Raw genomic sequence first — 25,507 nt, 5'->3', positions numbered from 1 at the left:
ACGAGGCCTCATGGCTGCTCCCTCTGCAAGCCCGCATTTCTCTGCAAGCCCACATCTCTGCAAGCCCGCATGCCAATGGCGGGGAAAGCGCTTTCCAAGAGATACGTTACGAGGATGGAGAATCGAAGGTCAAGGACACGTTCGGCGCGGGCCGGCGGCGGGGTCACCCTGCAGCAGGTCGCCCAGCTGGCGGGGGTGTCCCTGGCGACCGCGTCGCGGGTGCTGCACGGCAGCGGCGCGCGCAATGTCGGCGACCAGCTGCGCAGCCGGGTCGAGGACGCCGCCCGGAGCCTGCGCTACGTGTCCAACGCCCCGGCCCAGGCCCTCGCCCGGTCCAGCAGCTCGGTGGTCGGCCTGATCGTCCACGATGTCGCGGACCCGTACTTCGGCGCGATCGCCGCCGGCGCGATGCAGGCCGCCCGCGAGCAGGAGCTGATGGTGATGATCGCGGCGACCTTCCGCGAGAGCGGCCTGGAGGTCCAGTACCTGCGGTCGCTGCGGGCCCAACGGGTCCGGGCGATCATCCTGGCCGGCAGCGGCACCACCGGCATCAGCACTGGCGGCATCAGCACTGCCGGCGCCGGTACGGACCCCGTCGGCACCGGCGAGGAACTGGCCGAGGAGATCGCGGCCTTCGAGGCCGAGGGCGGCCGGGTGGTGGCCATCGGCGAGCGCGGCCTCGGCCTGGACACCGTCGCCATGGCCAACCGGAGCGGGGCCGCCGGAGCGGTGCGGGCGCTGTGGGAGCTGGGCCACCGCGAACTGGGCGTGGTCGCCGGACCGGCGGACCTCACCACGGTCGCGCACCGGCTGGACGGAGCACGCCGCGCCCTGCGCGCCCTGGGCGCAGCGGCCGGCACCCCGGTGGAGCGCAGCGACTTCTCGCAGGAGGGGGGCCGGGCGGCGGCCGTCCGGCTGCTCCGCGCACACCCGGGGACCACGGCGGTGCTGGTGCTCAGCGACGCGATGGCGGCCGGGGTGCTGGCCGGACTGCAGGAGGACCTCGGGCTGGCCGTGCCGGAACAGGTCTCGGTGGTGGGCTTCAACGACGCGCCCTACGCCGTCAACCTGCGCCCCGCCCTGAGCACCGTCCGGCTGCCGCTGGAGCGGGCGGGGCAGGAGGCACTGCGCCTGCTGCTGGAGCCGGAGGCGGACGAGCCGCGCACCGTGGAGCTCGACACCGAGCTGGTGCTCCGGGCCAGCACCGGCCCGGCCCCGGGCCGATGAGGCAGCTCGGCCCGGCCGATCCGGTCAGCCCGGCCGATCCGGTTGACCCGCCCCTGGAAAGCGCTTACCGTGAGCATTCCCCGCACCGGAAGGCCCCAGCAGCCATGGCCCGTCGTCCCCACGTCCTCGTCGCCCCCGACAAGTTCAAGGGCTCGCTGACCGCGGAGCAGGCGGCGCGGCACCTCGCCGCGGGCCTGCGCGAGGGCGGCGCCGAGCCGGTCCGGCTGCCGATCGCGGACGGGGGCGAGGGCACCGTCGAGGCCCTCGTCGCCGCCGGGTTCACCCCGAGGACGGCGGTCGTCCACGGCCCGCTCGGCGATCCGGTCCGGGCCGTGTTCGCCCTGCGCGGCGACACCGCCGTGATCGAACTGGCCCAGGCGTCGGGGCTCGCCCTGGTCCCGGACGGCCGGTCGGCCGAGCCGCTGCGGGCCAGTACCCGCGGCACCGGCGAGCTGCTGCTGCGGGCGCTCGACGCCGGGGCGCGCCACCTGGTCCTGGCCGTCGGCGGCAGCGCCAGTACCGACGGCGGGGCGGGGCTGCTCGCGGCGCTCGGCGCCCGACTGCTCACGGCGGACGGCGGCGAGCTGCCCGACGGCGGCGGCGCCCTGCGGGAGCTGGCCCGGATCGACCTGTCCGGCCTGGATCCCCGACTGCGGCACACCGCCGTCACCGTGGCCTGCGACGTGGACAACCCGCTGCTCGGCCCGCGCGGAGCCGCCGCCGTCTTCGGTCCGCAGAAGGGGGCCGGACCGCAGGACGTCGCCGAACTGGAGTCCGGACTAAGGCAGTTGGTCACCGCTTCGGCGGTGGAGCTCGGTCCCCGGGCCGAGCGGGCGGCCCGGGCGCCGGGCGCCGGGGCGGCCGGCGGCACCGGCTACGCCGCCCTGCTCCACCTCGGCGCGGACCTCCGCAGCGGCATCGGGCTGATCCTCGAACACACCGGATTCGCGGCCGAGTTGGCCAGGTCGGAGCTGGTGGTCACCGGGGAGGGCTCGTTGGACGAGCAGTCCCTGCACGGCAAGGGCCCGGTCGGGGTGGCCGAGGCGGCCCGTGCCGCCGGGGTACCGGTGGTGGCGGTCTGCGGACGGCTCGCGCTGACGGCGGAGGCTCTGCACGCGGCCGGCTTCGACCGGGTCCACAGCCTGGCCGAGTGGGAGCCGGACCCACAGCGGTCGATGGCCCACGCCGGCCGACTGCTGGAGACCGTCGGCCGCCGGATCGCCGCGGACCTGCTCCGGGCGACCCGTACGCCGCCCCCACCCGCCTGAGCACAGCCGCCCCATCCGTCCCGGCCGTCCCAGCCGCCACGGGCGTCCATAGGAGTCGACGCGCGTCCAGCAGCACGGCCGGGGCACAGACCAGGGCAAGCGGAGCATGTCGCGCAGACTCCCGCCAGAAAGCTCAAATCTTGCTCTGATAATGGGGCTCGGCCCTTCCCTCCGCCATTTCCGCGAGACATGCTCAGGCTCAAGGAGCCGGGAGCGGGGGACCCGGCTCCTCCTGCTTCTCGGAGGTGCTTGGTGAACCTCAGCCCCGAGTGCTTGGCGTCGGTCGTCCTGCTCGCCCTGGCCTCGCTGGACCAACTGTGGTCGGCGGAACGGCTGCACCGGGCACGGCGAGGAACAGTGCGGCGGGGAACGGCGCGACGGGGAACAGTGCGGCGGGGAACCGTGCGAAGCGGTGCGGCGGAGCGGCGGATGCGGGTCGCCAACCGGCTGATGGCGGCGGCCATGCTGGTGAATCTGGTGCTCGGCACGGTGGCGACCATGCTGTGGGCCGACGCCAGCATCGGCGGCCCGTCGGACCAGGCGTCGCCGCCGCTGCTGTGGCCGCTGATCCTCTTCGTCGCCGGGGTGCTGGTCTCGGTCGCCGCCAACGCCCTTGCGGGTCACCCCAGGAGCCGTCCGGCGGTCCAGCCACCGCCGCACCGGCCGGTCCGCCCGGTCCTCTGAAGAAACGCCGACCGCCGCTCACCGCTGCCCGTGGGGGCGAAGGCGGGGAGCGGCGGCAGCGGCGGAACAGGAGGTTCAGACCAGGCCGTTCAGCAGCTCGCTGATCGGCTTGCGGCGCCCGGTGAAGAACGGGACCTCCTCGCGGACGTGCAGCCGGGTCTCGGAGGCGCGCAGGTCGCGCATCAGGTCGACGATCCGGTACAGGTCGTTGGCCTCGAAGGCCAGCAGCCACTCGTAGTCGCCCAGGGCGAAGGAGGCGACGGTGTTGGCGCGGACATCCGGGTAGCCCCGGGCCAGCATGCCGTGCTCCATCAGCAGGCGGCGGCGCTCGGCGTCCTCCAGCAGGTACCACTCGTAGGAGCGGACGAAGGGGTAGACGCAGACGTAGTCGCGCGGAGTCTCGTCGGCGAGGAAGGCCGGGATGTGCGACTTGTTGAACTCGGCCGGGCGGTGCAGCGCCATGTTCGACCAGACCGGCTCCAGGGTGCGGCCGAGCGCGGTGCGGCGGAAGCGGTTGTAGGCCTCCTGCAGGTCGTCGCTGTCCTCGGCGTGCCACCAGATCATCAGGTCGGCGTCGGCGCGCAGCCCGGAGACGTCGTAGGTGCCGCGGACGGTGACGTCCTTCTCGGCCAGCTGCGCGAACAGCTCCTCGACCTCGGTGGCGAGCGCGCTGCGGTCCTCCGGCAGGGCGTCCTTGAGCCGGAAGACCGACCACAGGGTGTACCGGATGACCTGGTTCAGGTCGCGGGCCTTCTTCTTCGGTTCTGTGCTCTCGGTCATGCGCCCATTGTCCCTTCCGTGCGCTGTGCTCCCTTCACCAGGTCGGCCCGCACCAGGTCGGCCGCGCGCCAGGCGCTCGCGATACAGGCCGGGACGCCGACACCGGCGTAGGCGGCGCCGCACAGGGCCAGCCCCGGCAGCTCGGCCACCAGGCGCTCGGCCCGGGCCACCCGGTCCAGGTGGCCGACCGGGTACTGCGGCAGCCCGGCCCGCCAGCGGGTGACCGTGGTGGCGTACGGCAGGGCGGTGAGGCCGGCCGCCGCGCGCAGGTCGCCCAGCGAGCGGGCGACGAGTTCGGCGTCGTCCAGGTCGAGGTCCTGGTCCTCGTGGTGGCGGCCGACCGAGGTGCGCAGCACGAAGCTCTCGGGCGCGGCCTCGGCCAGCCAGCGCCACTTGTTGCTGGAGAAGGTGGAGGCCTTGATCGAGCGACCGTCCACCGGCGGCACCAGGAAGCCGCTCCCCCGCAGTCCGCCCCCCGGCAGGTCGGCCAGGTCGGCGCGGCGGAAGGCGAGGGTGACCAGGGCCATGCTCGCGTACTCCACCGCGCGCAGTTCGGTGGCGGCGCCGGGGGCCTCGGTGGCCAGCAGCTCGGCGGCGGCGGGCGCGGGAACGGCGAGGACGACGGCGTCGGCGTCCAGCCGCCGGTCACCGGCGGTGCAGGTCCAGCCGGTCGGGGTGCGGCGCAGCCCGCTGACCGGGGCGTCGGTCAGCAGCTCGGCCCCGGCGGCCCGGCAGGCGTCGGCGACCGCCACCGGCAGCCGGCCGATGCCGCCGACGATGCCGGTGAAGACCGGTGCGGGGTTGGCCGGAACGGCCGCGAGCAGTTCGCGCACGCCCTCGACCAGCGAACCGCCGCGCCGGGCGGCGGCGAGGAGCTGCGGCACGGCGGCGCGCATCGAGATCTGCTCCGCGTGCCCGGCGTAGACGCCGCCGAGCAGCGGCTCGACCAGCCGGTCCACGATCTCCTGGCCCAGCCGTTCGGCGACGTAGCCGCCGACGGTGGCGTCCTCGCCGATCTCGGTGGCCGGCCGCGTCCGGTCCTCGGCGATCCGGGCCAGGCCCTCGGCGGAGACCACACCGGAGGCCCTGAGGGCGTCCAGGTCCCAGGGCACGCCCATGAGGTGGCCGCCGGGCATGGGGCGGAGCTCGCCCCTGGTCCAGATCGCGGCCTTGGCGGTGGCGGGCGGCTGCAGGGCCTCGCCGAGGCCGACCGCGCGCGCCAGCTCCATCGCCTCCGGGCGGCGGGCGAGCAGCGACTCCGCACCGAGGTCGACCGGGATGCCGTCGAGTTCCCCGGCCCGGAGCTTGCCGCCGAGCCGGGGCCCGGCCTCGACCAGGGTGACCCGGGCGGTGGGCTCGCCGCCGTCCGCCCCGCTCAGCCGGGCCGCGGCCGCGAGCCCGGCGATCCCGCCACCGATGACCAGCACGGTGGGGAGTCCGGTCGGGGTCCCGGCGGCCGCTTCAGAAGTGCTGCTGTGCATGCCCCTCACTCTCGCACACGGGTCCGGAGGCCGATTCGCCACCCATTCGTGATCGGCTCTTGACGGTCCGTCGGGAACCGGCAGGACCGCCGACGGGTCCCATCACCGCTCGGCCCGCAGCGGGCGGAGCCGGCGGCGACGAGGGGATCCGACGATGAACGGTTCGGGCAGGAGAAGGACCGGCGCGGCGCTGGGGGTGTGCGCGCTGCTCGGCGGCGCGCTGCTGGCCGGCTGCGGGCAGTCGGGCAGCGGCAGTTCCAGCGGCGCGGCGGCCGGGGTCAACCGGGCTCAGGCCGCCGCGCCCGCGGCCGGGGACGCCGCCGCCGGAAACACCGGGAACACCGGGAACACGAGCCCCGGCGGCAGCACCGGCTCCGGCGGCAGCGCGGGGAGCGGCGGCGGCACCGCCGTGCCCGCCGCCCGGGACCTGGTGTACACCGGCGAGGTGCAGCTGCGGTCCGGCGGGGTGGACGCGGCGGTGACCGAGGCAGAGGGCCTGGTCTCCGGTGTCGGCGGCTACATCGACTCGGAGCAGGCCGGCCCGGTGGACGAGCTGGGCCTGACCCAGTACCAGGACCCGCAGAACGAGGACCAGGACGGCAGCGCCTCGCCGAGCGCCGACAGCTCGCTCCCGGTCCAGGTCCTGCCGGAGCCCTCGGACATCGGCGGCGAGGCGGCCCAGCTGGTGGTCCGCGTCCCCTCGGCCTCCTTCGACGCGGTCTACCGGAAGCTGCAGGGCCTGGGCACGGTGCTCGGCCAGGAGCGCTCGACCCAGGACGTCACCGAGCAGGTGATCGATGTGGCGAGCCGGCTGAAGACCCAGGAGGCGAGCGTCGACCGGGTGCGGGCGCTGATGAACCAGGCGACCGACATGACGGACGTGATCGCGCTGGAGGCGGCGCTGACCCAGCGGGAGTCCGACCTGGAGACGCTGGAGGCGCAGCAGGCCGCCCTGCAGTCGCAGACCGCGATGTCGACGGTGACCCTGCAGGTCTACCAGCAGGCGGCCGCGGTGGCCCCGGTGGCGAAGCCGAAGCCCAGGGACTTCGGCTCGGCGATGGTGGACGCGCTGAAGGACGGCGTCCACGGGCTGTACCTGGTGTTCCGGACGCTGGTGGTCTGCGTCGCCGCGGTGCTGCCGTTCGCCGTGGTGCTGGTGCCGCTGGGCTGGCTGTGCCTGTGGCTGAACCGCCGGCTGCGCCCCCGCCTCCGCCGCCCGGCGGCGGCCCCGGTGGTGCAGGAGGGGCCGCCCTCGGAATGAACGGATCGGAGTGAACGCAACCGGGTGAACGGAACCGGGTGAACGCAACCGCGGCGCGTCAGCGGGCGGTGGCCTCGTGGACGTGGGCGACCAGGCGGGTCAGCGTGTCCGGGTCGGTGCTGGGCAGCACGCCGTGGCCGAGGTTGAACACATGGCCGCGTCCGCTCGCCTCGGCCGCTGCCAGTACCTCCTCGGTCTTGGCACGGACCGCCGACTCCGGCGCGAACAGGATGGTCGGGTCCAGGTTGCCCTGGAGCGCCTTGCCGGGGGCGACCCGGCGGGCGGCCTCGTCCAGCGGGACCCGCCAGTCGACGCCGACCACGTCGGCCCCGGCGTCGCCCATCAGCCCGAGCAGCTCGCCGGTGCCGACGCCGAAGTGGACGCGCGGCACGCCGTAGCCGGCCACCGACTCGAAGACCGCGGCGCTGGCCGGCATCACCGAGCGCCGGTAGTCCTTCGGCTCCAGCGCGCCGACCCAGGAGTCGAAGAGCTGGACGGCCGAGGCGCCGGCCTCGATCTGCACCTTGAGGAAGCCGGAGGTGATCACCGCGAGCCGGTCCAGCAGCTCCTGCCACAGCTCCGGGTCGCCGTACATCAGCGCCTTGGTGTGCTCGTGGTTCTTCGAGGGCCCGCCCTCGACCATGTAGCTGGCCAGGGTGTACGGCGCGCCGGCGAAGCCGATCAGCGGCGTCGCGCCCAGCTCGGCGGTCAGCAGACCGATGGCCTCGGTGACGTACCAGACGTCGGCCGGCTCCAGCGGGCGCAGCTGCTCCAGGTCCGCGCGGCTGCGGATCGGGTTGGCGACGACCGGGCCGATGCCGGGCTTGATGTCCAGGTCCACGCCGATGGCCTTGAGCGGCACCATGATGTCGCTGTAGTAGACCGCGGCGTCCACTCCGTGCCGACGGACCGGCTGCAGGGTGATCTCCTTCACCAGCTCCGGCATGGTGCAGGAGTCCAGCATCGGAATGCCCTCGCGGATCTTCAGGTACTCGGGCAGCGAGCGCCCGGCCTGCCGCATGAACCAGACCGGGGTATGCGGAACGGCCTCGCCCCGGCAGGCGCGCAGGAACGCGGAATCCCGGAGGCCGCCGGCGCCACCGGCCGGGGCGGCCGGGGCGGTGGTCGGAAGGGTGCCCGAAGCGCTGCCGGACACGGTGTTCTCGATGCTCTCGCTGCTCTCGCTCACGGGTGAAATCTTCGCACGCGCCGCCGCGCCCCGGAGACCCGCCGTGGTGCCTCCGCCACGGGAACGTGCCCGGGTCTTACTCTTCCGGCATGGCAGCGGTCAGCGGGCACCCCGCGAATGAGGACGGAGTGACCGGCGTTCCGTCGGCCTTCCAAGAGGCCGTGGCCGCGCTGCGGGCGGCCCGGCTGCGCCCGGAGGTGGTGCTCGGGGAGACCCCGGCGCCACGCAAACTCGCCCCCTACGCCTTCGCGTTGACCGCCACGGTCGAGGCGGACGGCGAGGAGCTGGCGGACGGTCAGCTGGTGCTGCTGCACGAGCCGAACGGGCACGAGGCCTGGCAGGGCGAGTTCCGGCTGGTCTCGCTGGGCCGGGCCGAGCTGGAGCCGGAGATGGCGCAGGACCCGCTGCTGCCCGAGGTCAGCTGGGACTGGCTGACCGATTCACTGGCCCAGCAGGGCGCCGGGTACACGGCCCCCAGCGGCACGGTCTCGCGCTGCTCCTCGCACTACTTCGGCGGTCTGGCCGAGCGCCCGAGCAGCACCGACATCGAGATCCGCGCCTCCTGGACGCCGGTGACCTCCGGCCCGGCCGACTTCACCGCGCATCTGCGGGCCTGGTGCGAGCTGCTGTGCCTGTGCGCCGGGCTCCCGCCCCACGTGCCCGGATCGGCCGCGGCCAGGACGGTCGCGCTGCCGACCCGCCGCCGCCCGCACTGACGGTCCGCCGCCACCACCCACGCACCCGCGCACCCGCACCGGGCCGCACCGACCGGCGCCGCGGCTCCGGCCTGCCCTCGCGCCGCGTCAACCCGTGCACCGCGGTCTCCGGGCGGCCCGCTCATGCGTTTCTCACAATCACCCCCGTTTTAGGCGCGTCGATCACTTTTGATCACTTATGGGTGACTTACGCTCGGTCAGACAGTCCAAGATGCACGAATTGCCCTGGAGTTACTCACTCAATCGTGATCTTTCGCTAAAGCCGGGCACCGATCGTGCCGAAGCAGTCAATGACCCTTTCCACACGAGGACCCTCCCCATCAGTGTCTCCCCGGGTCCCCGCGCCATCCCCCAGGAGGCCTGGTGTCTGTACTACTCGAGCACCCCGCAAACCTGGTCGCCTACCGTCCGACCAAGCCCACTGCCATGGTGGTCGTAGCGGACCCACGCGTCCGCAGCACCGTCACCCGCCATCTTTGGGCACTGGGCGTTCGCGACGTGATCGAGGCGTCCTCCCTCGCCGAGGCCCGGCCACGCGTCGGCACCCCGCGCGACATCTGCGTGGCCGACGTCCACCTCCCGGACGGTTCGGGGCTGGCCATCCTCGCCGAGACCCGTGCCGCAGGCTGGCCGAACGGGCTGGCCCTGTCCGCCGCCGACGACATCGGCGCGGTCCGCAGCGCCCTCGCCGGGGCGTGAAGGGCTATGTGGTGACCGGCACCCGGGTCACCGCCGGCATGCAGCAGCGGCCCGGCATGAACGGTATGAACCCGATGGGCAGCCGCCCGATGGGCGGCCAGCTGCGGCGTCCGGGCGCGCCCGGGGCGGCCGGGGCGCCGGGCGCGGTCCCGGGGCTCCGGGCACCACCGCGCCGCCCGCCTACCGCGAGCTCTCCGGCCGCGAGGTCGAGGTGCTGCGACTGGTCGCCGAGGGCCAGTCGAACAAGGCGATCGGGGTGGCCATGGGACTGTCGGCGCTGACGGTCAAGAGCCACCTCGCCCGGATCGCCCGCAAGCTGGGCACCGGGGACCGGGCCGGCATGGTCGCCGTCGCCCTGCGGACCGGGATCATCCACTAGTTCCCGGGGAGGGCTCCGCCGCGCGAGGGAACGTTACTTCTCGTGCGGCGGAGCAGCTGCTCCGCGCGGCGGCGCAACTTCGCCGTGTGCCGGAGCAACTTCCGCCGCCGGTAAGGACCACAGGCCCGGACCGGCTGGCGCGCGGCCGGTCGGAGCGGGTGCGCGGGCGTAGTCTTGGGGCGTGACCGACGCCCGCGAAGCAACGACCGACACCACAGATGCCCCAGGCGTCACCGACGAAGGCGGCCCGGTCCCGCTGCTCGAACCCAGGGAGGGCATCCCTCCCGTGGTCGCGGACGCGGACGCGCTCGCGGAGATAGTGTCGCGGTTCGCCGCAGGCACCGGACCGGTCGCGATCGACGCCGAGCGGGCCTCCGGCTACCGCTACGGGCAGCGCGCCTACCTGGTGCAGCTGCGCCGCGAGGGCGCCGGATCCACCCTGATCGACCCCGTCGGCTGCCCCGACCTGTCCGCACTCGGCGCCGCACTGGCGGACACCGAGTGGGTGCTCCACGCCGCCACCCAGGACCTGCCCTGCCTGGGCGAGCTGGGGATGCATCCGACCACCCTGTTCGACACCGAGCTGGCCGGCCGGATCGCCGGGTTCCCCCGGGTGGGCCTGGGCCCGATGGTGGAGAACGTGCTCGGGCTGACCCTGGAGAAGGGCCACTCGGCGGTGGACTGGTCCACCCGTCCGCTGCCCGAGCCCTGGCTGCGCTACGCCGCGCTCGACGTCGAGGTGCTGGTGGACCTGCGGAACGCGCTGGAGGCCGAGCTCGCCGCCCAGTCCAAGCTGGACTGGGCGCTGCAGGAGTTCGCCGCGATCGCCGCCGCCCCGCCGGCCCCGCCCCGGGTCGACCCCTGGCGGCGCACCTCCGGGGTGCACAAGATCCGCCGCCGCCGACAGCTGGCCGCCGTGCGCGAGCTCTGGCAGCTGCGCGACCGACTGGCCCGGGAGCGCGACATCTCCCCCGGACGGCTGCTCTCGGACGCGGCGATCATCTCGGCGGCGATGGCCATGCCGGCCAACGCCAACGCGCTCCAGGCGCTCCAGGGCTTCGGCCCGCGGGTGCACCGGCGGGCGCTGGAGCAGTGGATGACCGCGGTCGACGCCGCCCGCGAGCTGCCGGAGACCCAGCTGCCGCCGGCCACCGCCCCGCACGAGGGACCGCCGCCGCCCCGCTCCTGGGCGGACAAGGACCCGGCCGCCGCGGCCCGGCTCTCCGCCGCCCGCGAGGCGGTCGGCGCCCTCGCCGAGTCGTTGAACATCCCGCAGGAGAACCTGGTCTCGCCGGAGCTGGTCCGCCGGGTCTCCTGGACCCCGCCCGCCGGGCCGGACGCCGAGGGCGTGGCGGAGGCCCTGCGCGGGCACGGGGCCCGGGCCTGGCAGGTGGAGCTGGTCGCCCCGGTGGTCGCCCGCGCCTTCGCCGCCGCGGACGGCGGCGGCAAAGGATAGTCGCGAGGGGTGGTCGCGAGGGGTGGTCGCGAGGGGTGGTCACGCAGGCTTGTCGCGGGAGGTGGCGGGCCTGGCGGGGCCGTCGGCGGACCCGTGTGGCGCATCCCATGGCGGGCCGGGCGCGGAGGCGTCTGGGCAACTTAGTTACCAGCGGGTAGCATCTCTCCCAGGACGCCGCCGCCTCAGCGTTGGCTGCGGCGGCCCGCACCGGTCCAGCTGGGCCGCTACGACATTTGGGCCCCCTACTTCTGGGGACTTGGGAGGAGAGCCACCGTGCCTCGTACCGCGAGGGACGTCGTCTTCGTCGACGGCGTCCGCACCCCGTTCGGCAAAGCAGGACCGAAGGGCATCTACGCCGAGACCCGCGCCGACGATCTGGTGATCAAGGCCATCCGCGAGCTGCTCCGCCGCAACCCCGGACTGGACCCGGCGCTGGTCGACGAGGTCGCCATCGCCGCCACCACCCAGATCGGCGACCAGGGGCTGACCCTGGGCCGCTCCGCCGCGCTGCTGGCGGGGCTGCCCAAGACCGTCCCCGGCTACTCGATCGACCGGATGTGCGCGGGCGCGATGACCGCCGCCACCTCGGTCGCCGGCGGCATCGCCTTCGGCGCCTACGACATCGCCATCGCCGGCGGCGTCGAGCACATGGGCCGTCACCCCATGGGCGAGGGCGTCGACCCCAACCCGCGCTTCCTGTCCGAGAAGGTCGTCGACGAGTCGGCGCTGTTCATGGGCATGACCGCGGAGAACCTGCACGACCGCTTCCCGCACCTGACCAAGGAGCGGTGCGACGCCTACGCCGTCCGCAGCCAGGAGAAGGCCGCGAAGGCGTACGCCAACAACAAGATCCAGCCCGACCTGGTCCCGGTCGCGGTGCGCCGCACCAACGAGGCGGCCGGCGAGACCGGCTGGGGCCTGGCCACGGTCGACGAGCCGATGCGCCCGGGCACCACCATGGAGTCGCTGGCGGGTCTGAAGACCCCGTTCCGCCCGCACGGCCGGATCACCGCCGGCAACGCGGCCGGCCTCAACGACGGCGCGACGGCCTCGCTGCTCGCCGCCGAGGACGTGGCCCGCGAGCTCGGCCTGCCGGTCAAGATGCGGATGGTCTCCTACGCCTTCGTCGGCGTCGAGCCCGAGGTGATGGGCATCGGCCCGGTCCCGGCGACCGAGAAGGCGCTGGCCAAGGCCGGTCTCACGATCGCCGACATCGGCGCGTTCGAGATCAACGAGGCCTTCGCGATCCAGGTGCTCTCGATGCTGGACCACTTCGGCATCGCCGACGACGACGAGCGGATCAACCCCTACGGCGGCGCGATCGCCTACGGCCACCCGCTCGCCTCCTCCGGCGTCCGGCTGATGACCCAGCTGGCGCGGCGCTTCGAGGAGCGCCCCGACGTCCGCTACGGCCTGACCTCCATGTGCATCGGCATGGGCATGGGCGGAACGGTCATCTGGGAGAACCCGAACTTCGCAGCAGAGGGCGGCAAGTGATGACTGGCACCACCGACACGGCCGCCATGCTGGAGCGCGCCCACGAGCTGTTCCCGGACGAGGTCGTCACCACGGCCCACGTCCGCCACCTGGACCTGCCGCTCGGCGCCGGACGGCTGGCGCTGATCACCCTGGACAACGGCTTCGACCACACCAAGCCGACCACCTTCGGCCCGGGCTCGCTGGCCAAGCTGGCCGAGGCGCTGGACCAGGTCGAGCGCGAGGCCGCCGAGGGCTCGATCGTCGCCGTCGCCGTCACCGGCAAGCCCTTCATCTTCGCCGTCGGCGCGGACCTCAAGGGCGTCGAGGTGCTCAAGGAGCACAGCGACGCGCTGGCCATCGGCAAGGGTGGCCACGACGTCTTCAAGCGGATCGCCGCGCTGCCCGTCCCCAGCTTCACCTTCTACAACGGTGCGGCGATGGGCGGCGGCGTCGAGATCGGCCTGCACTGCAGCTACCGCACGGTCAGCGCCGGCGTCCCGGCGTTCTCGCTGCCGGAGTGCTTCCTCGGGCTGGTGCCCGGCTGGGGCGGCTGCACCCTGCTGCCGAACCTGATCGGCCCGGCGAAGGCGATCTCGGTCATCATCGAGAACTCGCTCTCGCAGAACCGCCAGCTCAAGGGCCAGCAGGTGTTCGACCTCGGGATCGCCGACGCGATCTTCGCCCCGGCCGACTTCCTGGAGCAGTCGCTGCTCTGGGCGGCCGAGGTGCTGACCGGCGCGACCGTGGTCGAGCGCCCCGAGATCGACCGCGGCGACGCCTGGGACCAGGCCGTCGCCCAGGGCCGGCTGATCGCCGACTCCAAGGTGCACGGCGCCGCCCCGGCCCCCTACCGGGCGCTGGACATCATCGCCGCCGTCAAGGACGCGGTCCCCGGAGATGTCGCAGCCCTCCAGGCGGGCTTCGACGCCGAGGACATCGCGCTGGCCGACCTGATCATGGGTGGCGAGCTGCGGGCCGGGATCTACTCCTTCAACCTGGTGCAGAAGCGCGGCAAGCGCCCCGTCGGCGCCCCGGACCGGGCGCTGGCCCGTCCGGTCACCAAGGTCGGCGTGGTCGGCGCGGGGCTGATGGCCTCGCAGCTAGCGCTGCTCTTCGTCCGTCGGCTGAAGGTGCCGGTCGTGCTGACCGACATCGACCAGGAGCGGGTCGACAAGGGCGTGGGCTACGTCCACGCCGAGATCGACAAGCTGCTGGCCAAGGGCAGGGTCAACCAGGACACCGCCAACCGCTTCAAGGGCCTGGTCTCCGGCTCGCTCGACAAGGCCGCCGCCTTCGGCGACGCGGACTTCGTGATCGAGGCCGTGTTCGAGGAGATGGGCGTCAAGCAGCAGGTGTTCGCCGACGTCGAGGCCGTCGTCTCGCCGACCTGCGTGCTGGCGACCAACACCTCCTCGCTCTCGGTCACCGAGATGGCGTCCAAGCTGGAGCACCCGGAGCGGGTCGTCGGGTTCCACTTCTTCAACCCGGTGGCGGTGCTGCCGCTGCTGGAGATCGTCCGCGGCGAGCGCACCGACGACGCCTCGCTGGCCACCGCCTTCGGCGTGGCCAAGTCGCTGAAGAAGACCGCCGTGCTGGTCAAGGACGCCCCGGCGTTCGTGGTCAACCGGATCCTCACCCGCTTCATGGGCGAGATCCAGACGGTCGTCGACGAGGGCACCCCGATCGAGACCGTCGAGAAGGGCGTCGAGCCGCTGGGCCTGCCGATGTCCCCGATCGTGCTGATCGAGCTGGTCGGCCCGGCCATCGCGCTGCACGTCTCGGAGACCCTGCACGGGGCCTTCCCGGACCGGTTCGCCGTCTCCGAGAACCTGGCCCGGGTGGTCAAGGCCGGCAAGCGCGGCTTCTACACCTGGGCGTCGGGCCAGCAGGAGATCGACCCCGAGGTCGCCGCGCTGCTGCAGGTCGGCGACGTGGTGCTGACCCCCGAGCAGGTCCTGGACCGGGCGCTCACGGCGGTCGCCGAGGAGATCGCGCTGATGCTGGACGAGGGCGTCGTCGCCGAGGCCCAGGACATCGACCTGTGCCTGATCACCGGCGCGGGCTGGCCCTTCCACCTCGGCGGGATCACCCCCTACCTGGACCGCTCCGGCGTCTCCGAGCGGGTGAACGGCAAGCCGTTCCTCGCCCCGGGCGTCGCCAGCGTCCCGGCGTAACCACCGCTCCGAACGACAGGGCCGCCGCTCCGGAACTTCCGGAGCGGCGGCCCTGTCGGCGTCACGGGCACAGTCGGCCCGCTGCGGGCCCGCCGTGCCCTGCTGCAGCAAGCGGGCCGCCGGCCGCCCCGAAGGCGGTCCGGCGGCCCGGTGGGGCTCGCTGAGCGGGTGGCTCAGCTCGACGACGAGGGGGTGGCCGAGGGCGAGCTGGTCGGCGCGGCTGCCGCGGCGGCCATCACCTGGCTGATCAGCTGCGCCGGGGTGGTCTGCGCGGAGCTGCCGACCACGGTGGTGGCAGCGGCCTGGCCGAGCACCTGCATCTGCAGCACCGGGACGCCGCCCTGCTTCAGCGCCTTGAAGGCGGTGGTGGAGTCCTGCACCCAGACGTCGTGCTGGCCGTTGTCGACGCAGGCCCGGAAGACGTCCGTGTCCAGGCCCTTGACCTGCTTCGCCAGGGTGATCAGCTCGGACTTGGAGCCGAAGGTGTCCGTCCCGCCGGCGGTCGGCTGGTTGGCCAGCAGCACGGTGCGGTACGCGGTGAAGTCCTTGGTGGTGTTCGCGTCCTGGGCGCAGGCCAGCGCGTTGCCCGCGTAGAGGGAGCCGTTGCCGCCCCGGGCCGCGTCGACGCCCGCCACCTCGCGGTAGTAGAGGTTCACCGTGCCGGAGGCGACCAGCTGGGCCAGCGCCGCGTCGTAGGTCTGCGAGAACTGGAGGCTCGCCGGGTCGCGCATGTCCTCGTAGAGGGTCAGCGTCACCGGGGCGTGGCCGTAGACCGGGACCGCCAGCGCGCTGGGGCCGGCCGCGGAGGCGGGCGGGGCGAGCTCCTTCGACTTGTAGTCGCGCACGAACGCGCCGACCAGTCCGGCGATCACGAAGACCGCGACCACGAGGCTGCCGATCACCGTCCAGCGGAGCACGGCCGAGCGGGGCTGCTCCGCGTCCCCGGCTCCGGCGCCGCCGGAGGTCCCGCCCTTGGCGGCACTGGTCGTCCGGTTCTTGCCGTCAGCACGCTTCACTGTGGGGGTCCCTCTTCCGAATGCGAACTCTGCAACGGACAGAATGACACGCCACCCTGGGAATTCCCGATTCGGGTCCTTACTCCAGCCCGCCCAGCCGGGGCGGGGGGTGCGGCAGCGGCGGGGTGATCCGCAGCCGGTAGATCACCGTGGTGCCGTCCCGGGCCACCCGCTCGTAGTGCGAGGCCAGCAGCGTCCGGATCGGGGTGATGTACTGCGGGGCGTAGGGGGCGCCGTCGGAGTCGTCCACGACGACCTCCGGGAGCTGGGTCGCCATCTCGGCCTCGAAGGTCTTCCAGGCCGACTCGACGCCCTTGTCGACGCCCACGCCCCGGCCGTCCCGGCCGCCCGAGAAGTTGGTGAGAAAACCGGCGGTGAGGTACCGGGTCGCCGGCATCCGGTCGGACAGCCAGTACATCTCCGGGTGCATCCCCCAGACCAGGACGGTCTCCTCCGGGGTGGTGTCCTGGGCGACGACCTCGGCGACCGAGACGTCGTGCTGCACCGACTGGTGCGGCCAGACGAAGCCCAGCACGCAGAAGACCGCGCTGGCGGCGACCGTCCAGGCCATCGCCGGCCGCACCCGGGCCGCGCCCCGGGCCAGGGCGCCGACCCCCAGCAGCACCAGCGGCGGGATCAGCTGGAGGTAGTAGTGGCCGAAGAAGTGGAAGCCGGTGATCACGCCGAGCCAGGAGGAGCCGAACCAGACCCAGAGGTCGGCGTCCTCGCGGCGGCGGCGCCAGTCGCGGACGACCGGCACCAGCAGGCCCAGTGCGGCCGCGCCGAGGATGGCGGCGTTGCCCAGGCAGCGCTCCGCCATGTTCAGCCAGGCGCCGTCGGCGGAGGCGTAGCCGCTGCTGCCGGTGACCACCCAGAAGACGAAGTTCCGCACACCGGTGGAGAGCGCGATCACCGCGATCGGGAGTCCGAAGCCGAACAGCAGCGCGGCCAGGTCCCGCCGCCGTCCCCCGCGCTCCGCGCCCAGCAGCGGCCTGCCGCCGCCGCGGCCGCGCCAGATCAGCCAGAGCAGCGGCAGCAGCACCGCGCCGCCGGTCTGCTTGGTCAGCGCGGCGACCGCGGTCGCCGCCCCGGCCGGGGCCCAGCGCCGGTTCTGCGCGAACCAGAAGGCGGCGGCGGTGCCGGGGAGCATGAACACCTCGAAGGTGGCCGCCTGGCTGTCCTCCGGCGAGAGCCCGATCGACACCAGCACGTAGGCGATCCCGGCCAGGACCCCGTAGCGGTCGCCCCAGCGCTTGCGGGCGATGGCGGCGAGCAGCACGGCGGTGCCCACGTGGGCGGCTATGGCGAGCACCCGCAGCGGCCACAGCGATCCCGAGCCGAACAGGTCGAAGGCGGCGTCGTAGAGCCAGGGCAGCAGCGGCGGCTTGCGGTCCACGACCGTGTTGTAGAGGACCCCGCCGCCGGCCAGCATCCTGGCCTCGGTCGCCAGGTAGCCCTCGTCCGGGCTCCAGACGGTGCGCGCGAAGGAGGGCAGGTGGGTGACGGTCGCCAGGGCGGCGAGCAGCGGCACCAGCCTGGCCCAGTAGCCGGTGCGCAGCGCCTCGCGGACGCGCAGCCCCAGCTCGCCCGGGCTGCCCCAGGGAGCCCATGGCAGGGCTGCGACGGAGCCGCCCGTTCGCGACATCGTCCCCCGGCGCTGTTCTGACGGCTCTCTCACCACACCGCCACGCTACCTGTAGTCGCTGGAGCCGGACGGGCGGGTCCGGAATGTGCCGGAACGGCCGGCACGTCAGACGACAGCGCCGGCCCGGTCCTGCTTGGCGACGAACGCGGCGGTGCGCTCGGCGATCGCAGGGCCGGTCAGGCCCACCTGCGCCAGGATCTCGGGGCGGGTGGCATGGTCGAGGAACTCCTGCGGGATGCCGAAGTCGCGCAGCGGCACGTCCACCCCGGCGTCCCGGAGGGCCTGGGCGACGGTCGAGCCGACGCCGCCGACGCGGCCGTTGTCCTCGACGGTCACCACGACCCGGTGCTCGGCGGCCAGCGCGGGCAGCGCCGGGTCGACCGGCTTGACCCAGCGGGGGTCGACCACGGTGCTGCTGATGCCCTGGGCGGCGAGCAGGTCGGCGGCCTCCAGGCAGGTCGCGGCCATCGCGCCGACGGCGACCAGCAGGACGTCGGCCCGGACCGGGCCGACCGGCTCGGGGCTCTCCCGGAGCACGTCCATCCCGCCGATCCGGCCGAGGGCCGGGATCGCCGGGCCGACGCCGCCCTTGGCGTAGCGGACCACGGTGGGGGCGTCGTCGACGTCCAGCGCCTCGCGGAGCTGGCTGCGGAGCTGGTCGGCGTCGCGGGGCGCGGCCAGCCGCAGCCCGGGGACGACCTGGAGGATCGACATGTCCCACATGCCGTTGTGGCTGGCGCCGTCGGGGCCGGTGACCCCGGCCCGGTCCAGCACGAAGGTGACGCCCAGGCGGTGCAGCGCCACGTCCATCAGGACCTGGTCGAAGGCCCGGTTGAGGAAGGTCGCGTAGACCGCGACCACCGGGTGCATGCCGCCGGTGGCCAGCCCGGCCGCGCTCACGGCGGCGTGCTGCTCGGCGATGCCGACGTCGTAGGTGCGCTCCGGGAAGGCCTTGGCGAAGGGGGCGAGCCCGACCGGGTGCAGCATGGCGGCGGTGATCGCGACCAGGTCCGCGCGCTCGCGGCCGAGGGCGACCATCTCCTCGCCGAAGACCGAGGTCCAGTCCTGGCCCGAGGCCTTGACCGGCAGTCCGGTCTCGGGGTGGATCACCCCCACGGCGTGGAAGCGGTCCTCCTCGTGCCGCTCGGCGGCGCTGTAGCCGCGGCCCTTCTGGGTGAGGCAGTGGACGATGACCGGTCCGCCGAAGCCCTTGGCGCGCTTGAGCGCGGACTCCAGGGCCTGCTCGTCGTGGCCGTCGATCGGCCCGACGTACTTCAGCCCCAGGTCCTCGAACATGCCCTGCGGGGCGATGAAGTCCTTGAGGCCCTTCTTGGCGCCGTGCAGCGTCTCGAACAGCGACTGGCCGACCACCGGGGTGCGCTGGAGCGCGTCCTTGCCCCAGGACAGGAAGCGCTCGTAGCCCTGGGTGGTGCGCAGGGTGGCCAGGTGGTTGGCGAGGCCGCCGATGGTCGGCGAGTAGGAGCGCTCGTTGTCGTTGACCACGATGATCAGCGGGCGGTCCTGGGCCTCGGCGATGTTGTTCAGCGCCTCCCAGGCCATGCCGCCGGTGAGCGCGCCGTCGCCGATGACCGCGACCACGTGCCGGTCGTTCAGGCCCTGCAGCTCGTTGGCCTTGGCCAGTCCGTCGGCCCAGCCGAGGACGGTGGAGGCGTGCGAGTTCTCGATGACGTCGTGCTCGGACTCGGCGCGCGAGGGGTAGCCGGAGAGCCCGCCGCGGACCCGGAGGTCGGAGAAGTCCTGGCGGCCGGTGAGCAGCTTGTGGACGTAGCTCTGGTGGCCGGTGTCGAAGAGGATCCGGTCCTTCGGGGAGTCGAACACCCGGTGCAGGGCGATGGTCAGCTCGACCACGCCCAGGTTGGGGCCGAGGTGTCCGCCGGTCTTGGAGACGGCGTCGACCAGGAAGCCCCGGATCTCCTCGGCCAGCGCGACGAGCTGCACCGGCGTGAGTCGGTCCAGGTCGCGGGGTCCCCGAATGCGGGTCAGCAGGGCCACCCGTTCCTCCTTCGTCAACGCTGTGCTTTTCCAGCCGAGCGACTTGAGTCTAATGGGGCAGGCTCCGGCCGTACGCCCACTGGGTTGAACCACCGGGTCGAAGCGGCCTGTCGGCCCGAACAGCATGACTGCCCGGCACCGGAGCGGTACGGTGCCGGGCAGTCAGTGTGTGCCGGCCCCGGCTCGGGCGGTCCCTCCCCCTCAAGAGGAACCGCCCAGGGTCGGCAGTTACGGGGTCAGCCTCGACCGGAGGCCTTCTGCGCCTTGCGGGACAGGGAGTCGACGATGACGGCGACCAGGAGCACGGCGCCGGTGATGACGTCGTTCACCCAGGCGTTCATGCCGAGCATGGCCAGGCCGTAGGAGATCGACTCGATCACCAGCGCGCCCAGCAGTGCCGACCAGACCCGGCCGCGGCCACCGAAGAGGCTGGTGCCGCCGATGACCGCACCGGCGATCGCCATCATCAGGTTGTTCGGGTCGCTGATGTCGGTGCTGGCGGTCTCCAGCTGGGTCGCCAGCAGCAGGCCGGCCAGCGCGGCGAAGGCGCCGGAGATCGCGTACACCGAGGTGCGGACCAGGACGATGTTGATACCGGCCCGGCGGGCGGCCTCGATGCCGCCGCCGACCGCGAAGATCTTCCGGCCGTAGCCGGTGCGGCGCAGCACGAAGTCGGTGACCACCAGCAGCACCAGGAACAGCACGAGCGCGTTGGGCACGCCCTGGAACTGGTTGAGGACGTAGGCCGCGACGAAGGCGGCGATCGCCAGCAGTCCGGAGCGGACCAGGATCTCGCTGGTCGGCCGGAACGGCACCCCGGCCGCACGGCGGCGGCGCTGCTCCAGCAGCGAGCTGCCGAGCAGCGCGGCGACGGCGAGGACGGCCAGGATGTAGGCGCCGGCGATGTCGCCGCCCATGAAGTAGGACGTGCCGGACAGCAGGTGGGAGAGGCCGGTGTCGGGCAGGGTGATCGCCTGGGTGGAGCCGAGCAGCCACAGCATGACGCCCTGCCAGCCGAGGAAGCCGGCCAGGGTGACCACGAAGGCGGGGACGCCGATCCGGGCGAAGACGAAGCCCTGGACCGTGCCGATCAGCGCGCCGGTGACGATGGTGAGGAGACCGGCCAGCCAGTCGTTCATCCCGTGGGTGACCGAGGTGGTGGCGAAGACCGCCGCCGACAGGCCGGCCACCGAGGCGACCGACAGGTCGATCTCGCCGAGCAGCAGGACGAAGACCAGGCCGATCGAGAGCGTCCCGACCGGGAGCATCAGGAAGAGGATCTGCTCGAACACCCGGGAGGTGAAGAAGGAGCTGTTCTGGAGGCCGAAGACCAGCCAGATCACGATCAGGCCGATGACGACCGGCAGCGAGCCGAGCTCACCGCCGCGCACCTTCCGCTTGAACTCGTTGAGGTAGCCGGCGAAGCCCTCCTCGCGGATCAGCAGACGCGGGTCGATCGCGGCGGCAGCGGTGTCGTCAGCCGTTCCGGTGGTGCCGGTAGGGGTGTCGGTGCTCACTTCGATGCCTCCGCCGTGCGTGCCTGACGCCGGGTCACCGCGTTGTCGGTGGCCCCGGTGATCGCGGCGATGATGGTCTCGTGGGTGGTCTCCTGGACCGGGAAGATGCCGTTGTTGCGGCCGAGCCGCAGCACCGCGACGGTGTCGGCGACGGCGCGGACATCGGCCATGTTGTGGCTGATGAGGATCACGCCGAGGCCGCGCTCGCGGAGCCGCTCGACCAGGTCGAGGACCTGGGCGGTCTGCTCGACGCCGAGGGCCGCGGTGGGCTCGTCCAGGATGACGACCTTGGGGTCGCCGATCAGGGCGCGGGCGATGGCCACGACCTGGCGCTGACCGCCGGAGAGGCCGGCGATCGGGATCCGGACGCTCGGGATCCGGATCGACAGCGTGGTGAGCAGCTCGCGGGCCTTCTGCTCCATGCTCACCTCGTCGAGCACGCCGAAGTTGCGCAGCTCACGGCCGAGGTAGAGGTTGGCGACGACGTCGAGGTTGTCGCAGAGCGCCAGGTCCTGGTAGACGGTGGCGACGCCGAGGTGCTGGGCGTCCTGCGGCCGGTTGATGCTGACCGGGGAGCCCTCCCACTCGATGACTCCCTCGTCGATCGGATGGACCCCGGCGATGGTCTTGACCAGCGTGGACTTTCCGGCGCCGTTGTCACCGACCAGTGCGACAACCTCGCCCGCGTGGACCTCCAGTTCGACCTCGGTCAGCGCCTGGACGGCGCCGAACCGCTTGGAGATGCCGCGCAGCGCCAGTACGGGTGCGCTTGCCATGTGAAACTCCTTCCCCGCCCGGTGCCTCGGGCGGGTTGCCGCGCCGTCCCCGGCGCAGTCGGTGGTACATGAAACAGAATGGGCCGCCCGCTGGGGCGGAATCGGGAACTGACGGTCTGTCATCAATGAGATACCGTCACGCCTCCGCACGGGAACCCCGAATGGCGGAGTTCCCGTGCGGAGCCCGAAGTACCGACCGGGACTAGCTGATGCCGGCGGCGGTGCAGTCCGCGGCGAAGGCGCCGGTGCAGACCTGGGCGGCGGTGTAGAGGCCGCCGGTGCCGAAGATGGCGGTCTTCACGTTGGCCTTGTTCACCACGACCGGGGTCAGGATGTCCGAGGGGACGCTCTGGCCGGAGCCGCTGGTGGAGGTGGCGGTGGCGGTGCTGCTGATCGAGGTGCCGTTCAGCAGGTCGACGGCCAGGGTGCCGGCGGCGGCGGCCTCGGGGGCGTAGTCCTTGAAGATGGTGAAGGACTGGGTGCCCGCCAGGATCCGCTGGATGGCGCTGATCTGGGCGTCCTGGCCGCTGAGCGGGATGCCCGCGATGCCGTTGTTCTGCAGGACCGGCTCGATGCCGTCGGCCATGCCGTCGTTGGCGGAGTAGACGGCCGCGATGTTCTTCGCGCCCAGCTGGCTGATCGCGGCGGACATCTTGGTGGCGGCGGTCTGGGTGTTCCACAGACCGGTGGCGTCGTAGGCGATGTCGACCTTGCCCTTGACCGCGCTCAGGAAGCCGGCCTTGAACTGGGCCGCGTTCGGGTCGCTCGGGTCGCCGTCGATCTCGACGATCTTGGTGGAGGGAATGGCCTTGGCACCCAGCTCCTGGAGGAGGGTGGCACCCTGGAGCTCACCGACCTTCTCGTTGTCGTACGAGACGTAGGCGTCGACCGGGCCCTCGGAGAGGCGGTCGTAGGAGACGATCTTGATACCGGCCGCGGACGCCTGCGCCAGCGCCGCCTTGATGCCGACATTGTCGACCGGGTCGATGATGAGGACCTTGACGCCCTGGCTGATCATCGAGCTGACCTGCTGGTTCTGCGTGCTCGCCGAGCTCTGCGCGTTGTCGTAGATGACCTGGCAGCTCGGGCACAGCGAAGAGATCTGCTTCTCGATGAGCGGCTTGTCGAACTGCTCGTAGCGGGTGGTGCTGCTCTCGGGGAGCAGCAGGCCGATCTTGCCGCCGGCCGAGCTGGTGGAGCCGGACTTGGCAGAGCTCGACGCGCTGGAGCTGCTGGAGGAGCTACCGGCCTTGCCACAAGCAGCAACGCCCAGGGCCATGGAAACGGCGGCGGTAGCGATAACAGTGCGACGCACGGTCATGTTCATCTTTTGGGGTGCCTCCCTGACGCGGTCGCCACTTTGCGACCGAGGTGTCAGGGAGTCAACCGTCATGACGCCTATGACGTCAATAAGTAAAACCGGTGTTACGCCGATCCGAACCCATTCGTTATCTTCCTGAAGGCAAGACTGCAACCGAATGGCCCAGTCCCCTACCCTCCGTGGCGGGCAATGCCCCAGAGTCACCCATCTCGGACATCACCAGCGCCAAGGCTCCAAGAACCTCGGCCCGGCCGCCCAGGGTCCCCGGCACCACCGAGAGCTGCCGGGCGGCGCTCGGGATCGCGTACCGGGCGACCGATTCGCGGATCGGGTCCAGCACCAGGTCCCCGGCCTCGGCCAGGTCGCCGCCGAGGATCACCCGGCGCGGGTTCAGCAGGTTGCAGAGGTTGGCCACGCCGGTGCCGATCTGCCGCCCCGCGTCGGCCAGCACCCGCCGGCAGCCGAGGTCTCCGCGCTGGGCCAGCTGCACCACCTTCGGGACCGTCAGATCGGCCCCGTGGCTGCTGCTGAGCAGGTTCAGGATGTGCCGGGCGGCGACGAAGGTCTCCAGGCAGCCGCGGTTGCCGCAGCGGCAGACCGGACCGGACTCGTCCAGGGTGATGTGCCCGATCTCGCCCGCCGTGCCGCCGGGTCCGCGGTATATCTGGCCGGAGATCACCAGGCCCGCGCCGACGCCGCTGGCGACCTTGATGTAGGCCAGGTCGGAGAGCCCGCGACCGGCCCCCCAGACCAGCTCGCCGAGCGCGCCGAGGTTGGCGTCGTTGTCCACGTAGACCTGCATGCCGAGGCGGGCGGACAGCTCCTGGCCAGGGGCTATACCGGTCCATCCGGGCAGGATCGCGGTCGAGCCGAGGGCCCCGGTCTCACCGTCGATGGGGCCGGGGACGCCGAGGCCGACGCCGATCACCTTCTCGGTCCGGAAGCCGGTCTGCTCCAGCAGCCGGGTCACCAGCGCCTCCGCCCGGCCGAAGCCCTCGTCGGCGGAGGCGTCGGTGTCGATCGGCTCGCTCTCCTCCGCGAGCACCCGGTGCGCCAGGTTCCCGACCGCCACCCGGAGGTGCGAGTGGCCGAAGTCGACGCCGACCACGATCCCGGCGTCGGCGCTCAGCGAGACGCTGCGCGCCCGCCTTCCGCCCGAGGACGTCGGCGTGACCACGACGGTCCCGGCCTCCTTCAGCTCGCGAACGATGTTCGACACCGTCGCGGCCGAGAGTCCGGTACTCCTGGCGATCTCGGCCTGGGTGAGCGAGCCGGCCATCCGGACCGCCCTCAGCACCCGTTCCAGGTTGGCCCGATGCAGCGAAGACTGCGATCCCGGCGTGTCCACGGACATGTTCCACCCTCCCGAACCCCGGCGACTCGACGGCCGACCGGGACCCTGCCGCGTCCTTGCGGCGGTGCACAACTACAACTAATGAACCCTAAGCTCAGCCAATCGGGTCATGTTCCGTCAAGGGTGAAGGCCGATCGTTGTGAAACCTATGCCGCGAAAGCGGAGGAAGCGGACAGTGTCCGGGAGGTTACCGAAGGGTTCCGACCTAGGCTGCGGATCATGCACCCCCAGCCCGCATCCGCAAACCGGAACCCCGGACCCGCCGCCCGCGCCGCCGCGTTCCGCAGCTCCTTCGCCCGGCGCCAGGCCGCCGCGGTCACCGAGGCCGTCGGCGGCTTCGTGGTGGCCGACCCGGCCCTGCCCCGCTCCAACGAGCACAACCAGCTGGTGCTCGACGGCACCGCCGCCCCGGAGGCCGTCCTGGCGGCGCTGGAGGGGCCACTGGGGCACCGGCAGGTCTCCGTGCTGACGGGGGAGCTCGGGGACCTCTGCACGCCGCTGCTGACCGCTGCGGGCTACACCCGCGACGACGAGCTGGTGCTGGTCCACACCGGTCCGCTCCCGCCGCTCGGGGAGCGGACCCCCGACGGGGCCGCCGCCGGCGGCGTGCGGAGCGTCGAACCGGAGGAGCTGCGGGCGGCGGTCAAGCGGGAGCAGCGGCGCTGGAATCCGGACGGCGACGCGGAGCTCCTCCGGCAGTTGGCCGGCCGGGGCGGGACCCGCCGCCGGGGTGCGCCGGAGGTGCTGTTCCTGGCCTCCCGGGCGGCCGACGGCGAACCGGCCGCCTGGGCCGACCTCTACCTCGACCCGGCGGCGGGCATCGCCCAGATCGAGGGGGTGGTGACGGCCGAGCGGTACAGCCGGCGCGGCCACGCCGACGCCGTCCTCGCCGACGGGCTGCGCCGCGCCGCCGCGGCCGGCTGCGGGCTGTTCTTCCTGGTGGCCGACGCCAACGACTGGCCGCGCCACTGGTACGCCCGCCGGGGCTTCACCGAGGTCGGCCGCTCCCACCGGTTCTACCGGCCCCGCTGAGCGGCTTCCGACGACCGGGCATTTCGACGGCCGGGCTTTC

At 72.9% G+C, this 25,507-nt stretch carries 19 protein-coding genes and 1 pseudogene; 10 read left to right on the top strand and 10 right to left on the bottom strand.

Annotated elements, in window-relative coordinates:
• Positions 1-114 precede the first annotated feature (114 nt).
• From BS75_RS28800 to BS75_RS28790, 3 genes are all read left to right on the top strand, one after another.
• Entirely contained in the window at positions 115-1,227 is a 1,113-nt protein-coding gene (locus BS75_RS28800) for a LacI family DNA-binding transcriptional regulator (RefSeq protein ID WP_042436503.1), read from the top strand.
• 104 nt (positions 1,228-1,331) lie between these two features.
• Positions 1,332-2,495: a glycerate kinase gene (locus BS75_RS28795; RefSeq protein WP_034090339.1), complete on the top strand. Its 1,164-nt coding sequence runs from the start codon at positions 1,332-1,334 to the stop codon at positions 2,493-2,495.
• A 429-nt stretch (positions 2,496-2,924) separates the two neighbouring features.
• A complete protein-coding gene (locus BS75_RS28790; protein WP_034090338.1) occupies positions 2,925-3,179 on the top strand; it encodes a hypothetical protein in 255 nt (84 codons plus the stop codon).
• Between the two features lie 75 nt (positions 3,180-3,254).
• On the opposite strand, the gene hemQ is transcribed toward BS75_RS28790, so the two are convergent.
• Together hemQ and hemG are read right to left on the bottom strand one after the other, a co-directional pair.
• The gene (gene hemQ / locus BS75_RS28785; protein ID WP_034090337.1) at positions 3,255-3,959 is read right to left on the bottom strand and encodes a hydrogen peroxide-dependent heme synthase; all 705 of its coding nucleotides are present in this window, start codon (positions 3,957-3,959) and stop codon (positions 3,255-3,257) included.
• Positions 3,956-5,440 carry a protoporphyrinogen oxidase gene (gene hemG / locus BS75_RS28780; protein ID WP_042436499.1) on the bottom strand — a complete coding sequence of 495 codons (1,485 nt, stop codon included), beginning with the start codon at positions 5,438-5,440 and terminating at the stop codon, positions 3,956-3,958. The genes hemQ and hemG overlap by 4 nt, the downstream gene beginning before the upstream one ends.
• 154 nt (positions 5,441-5,594) lie before the next feature.
• On the opposite strand from hemG, the gene BS75_RS44885 reads away from it, so the two are divergent.
• On the top strand, positions 5,595-6,701 hold the full coding sequence (locus BS75_RS44885) for a DUF4349 domain-containing protein (protein WP_081982669.1): 1,107 nt from the start codon (positions 5,595-5,597) through the stop codon (positions 6,699-6,701).
• Positions 6,702-6,759: 58 nt separating this feature from the next.
• Here BS75_RS44885 and hemE read toward each other — a convergent pair whose 3' ends face one another.
• Positions 6,760-7,857 carry a uroporphyrinogen decarboxylase gene (gene hemE / locus BS75_RS28770; RefSeq protein ID WP_081983399.1) on the bottom strand — a complete coding sequence of 366 codons (1,098 nt, stop codon included), beginning with the start codon at positions 7,855-7,857 and terminating at the stop codon, positions 6,760-6,762.
• A gap of 122 nt (positions 7,858-7,979) precedes the next feature.
• Between hemE and BS75_RS28765 the strand changes: the two genes are divergently transcribed.
• From BS75_RS28765 to BS75_RS28745, 5 genes and pseudogenes are all read left to right on the top strand, one after another.
• Entirely contained in the window at positions 7,980-8,606 is a 627-nt protein-coding gene (locus tag BS75_RS28765) for a DUF3000 domain-containing protein (protein ID WP_034090336.1), read from the top strand.
• Positions 8,607-8,969: 363 nt separating this feature from the next.
• Positions 8,970-9,684 (top strand): annotated as a pseudogene (locus tag BS75_RS43510) (LuxR C-terminal-related transcriptional regulator).
• Between the two features lie 181 nt (positions 9,685-9,865).
• A complete protein-coding gene (locus BS75_RS28755; RefSeq protein ID WP_034090335.1) occupies positions 9,866-11,140 on the top strand; it encodes an HRDC domain-containing protein in 1,275 nt (424 codons plus the stop codon).
• 273 nt (positions 11,141-11,413) lie between these two features.
• Positions 11,414-12,637 (top strand): thiolase family protein, encoded by a 1,224-nt coding sequence (locus BS75_RS28750; protein ID WP_034090334.1) that lies wholly within the window; start codon positions 11,414-11,416, stop codon positions 12,635-12,637.
• Positions 12,637-14,793: a 3-hydroxyacyl-CoA dehydrogenase NAD-binding domain-containing protein gene (locus BS75_RS28745; RefSeq protein WP_034090333.1), complete on the top strand. Its 2,157-nt coding sequence runs from the start codon at positions 12,637-12,639 to the stop codon at positions 14,791-14,793. The genes BS75_RS28750 and BS75_RS28745 overlap by 1 nt, the downstream gene beginning before the upstream one ends.
• Positions 14,794-14,966: 173 nt before the next feature.
• Here BS75_RS28745 and BS75_RS28740 read toward each other — a convergent pair whose 3' ends face one another.
• The 7 genes from BS75_RS28740 to BS75_RS28710 all read right to left on the bottom strand — a co-directional run bounded on the left by BS75_RS28740 (position 14,967) and on the right by BS75_RS28710 (position 24,429).
• A complete protein-coding gene (locus BS75_RS28740) occupies positions 14,967-15,809 on the bottom strand; it encodes a DsbA family protein (protein WP_052069766.1) in 843 nt (280 codons plus the stop codon).
• Between the two features lie 79 nt (positions 15,810-15,888).
• Entirely contained in the window at positions 15,889-17,454 is a 1,566-nt protein-coding gene (locus BS75_RS28735; protein WP_081982667.1) for a glycosyltransferase family 39 protein, read from the bottom strand.
• A 105-nt stretch (positions 17,455-17,559) separates the two neighbouring features.
• On the bottom strand, positions 17,560-19,467 hold the full coding sequence (dxs, locus tag BS75_RS28730; RefSeq protein WP_034090332.1) for a 1-deoxy-D-xylulose-5-phosphate synthase: 1,908 nt from the start codon (positions 19,465-19,467) through the stop codon (positions 17,560-17,562).
• Between the two features lie 236 nt (positions 19,468-19,703).
• The gene (locus tag BS75_RS28725) at positions 19,704-20,984 is read right to left on the bottom strand and encodes a sugar ABC transporter permease (RefSeq protein WP_081982665.1); all 1,281 of its coding nucleotides are present in this window, start codon (positions 20,982-20,984) and stop codon (positions 19,704-19,706) included.
• Complete coding sequence (locus BS75_RS28720; protein ID WP_034090330.1) at positions 20,981-21,760, bottom strand: ATP-binding cassette domain-containing protein; 780 nt, start codon at positions 21,758-21,760, stop codon at positions 20,981-20,983. The genes BS75_RS28725 and BS75_RS28720 overlap by 4 nt, the downstream gene beginning before the upstream one ends.
• A gap of 202 nt (positions 21,761-21,962) precedes the next feature.
• On the bottom strand, positions 21,963-23,087 hold the full coding sequence (locus BS75_RS28715) for a substrate-binding domain-containing protein (protein ID WP_081982663.1): 1,125 nt from the start codon (positions 23,085-23,087) through the stop codon (positions 21,963-21,965).
• A gap of 121 nt (positions 23,088-23,208) precedes the next feature.
• Positions 23,209-24,429 carry an ROK family transcriptional regulator gene (locus BS75_RS28710; RefSeq protein ID WP_304941502.1) on the bottom strand — a complete coding sequence of 407 codons (1,221 nt, stop codon included), beginning with the start codon at positions 24,427-24,429 and terminating at the stop codon, positions 23,209-23,211.
• 225 nt (positions 24,430-24,654) lie between these two features.
• On the opposite strand from BS75_RS28710, the gene BS75_RS28705 reads away from it, so the two are divergent.
• Complete coding sequence (locus BS75_RS28705) at positions 24,655-25,467, top strand: GNAT family N-acetyltransferase (protein ID WP_042436490.1); 813 nt, start codon at positions 24,655-24,657, stop codon at positions 25,465-25,467.
• The last annotated feature ends 40 nt before the right edge of the window (positions 25,468-25,507 follow it).

The sequence above is a fragment of the Streptacidiphilus albus JL83 genome, assembly GCF_000744705.1.
Classification (GTDB): Bacteria; Actinomycetota; Actinomycetes; order Streptomycetales; family Streptomycetaceae; genus Streptacidiphilus; species Streptacidiphilus albus.
Note: the sequence above shows the minus strand (reverse complement) of the source record. Positions and strands in the feature narration are given on the sequence as shown.

What these genes read in the sequence shown, in the direction of transcription:
- BS75_RS28800 (WP_042436503.1), top strand. Translation starts at nt 115, where the DNA reads ATGGAGAATCGAAGGTCAAGGACACGTTCGGCGCGGGCCGGCGGCGGG.
- BS75_RS28795 (WP_034090339.1), top strand. Translation starts at nt 1,332, where the DNA reads ATGGCCCGTCGTCCCCACGTCCTCGTCGCCCCCGACAAGTTCAAGGGC.
- BS75_RS28790 (WP_034090338.1), top strand. Translation starts at nt 2,925, where the DNA reads ATGCGGGTCGCCAACCGGCTGATGGCGGCGGCCATGCTGGTGAATCTG.
- hemQ (WP_034090337.1), bottom strand. Translation starts at nt 3,959, where the DNA reads ATGACCGAGAGCACAGAACCGAAGAAGAAGGCCCGCGACCTGAACCAG.
- hemG (WP_042436499.1), bottom strand. Translation starts at nt 5,440, where the DNA reads ATGCACAGCAGCACTTCTGAAGCGGCCGCCGGGACCCCGACCGGACTC.
- BS75_RS44885 (WP_081982669.1), top strand. Translation starts at nt 5,595, where the DNA reads ATGAACGGTTCGGGCAGGAGAAGGACCGGCGCGGCGCTGGGGGTGTGC.
- BS75_RS28765 (WP_034090336.1), top strand. Translation starts at nt 7,980, where the DNA reads ATGGCAGCGGTCAGCGGGCACCCCGCGAATGAGGACGGAGTGACCGGC.
- BS75_RS28745 (WP_034090333.1), top strand. Translation starts at nt 12,637, where the DNA reads ATGACTGGCACCACCGACACGGCCGCCATGCTGGAGCGCGCCCACGAG.
- BS75_RS28735 (WP_081982667.1), bottom strand. Translation starts at nt 17,454, where the DNA reads ATGTCGCGAACGGGCGGCTCCGTCGCAGCCCTGCCATGGGCTCCCTGG.
- BS75_RS28720 (WP_034090330.1), bottom strand. Translation starts at nt 21,760, where the DNA reads ATGGCAAGCGCACCCGTACTGGCGCTGCGCGGCATCTCCAAGCGGTTC.
- BS75_RS28715 (WP_081982663.1), bottom strand. Translation starts at nt 23,087, where the DNA reads ATGAACATGACCGTGCGTCGCACTGTTATCGCTACCGCCGCCGTTTCC.
- BS75_RS28705 (WP_042436490.1), top strand. Translation starts at nt 24,655, where the DNA reads ATGCACCCCCAGCCCGCATCCGCAAACCGGAACCCCGGACCCGCCGCC.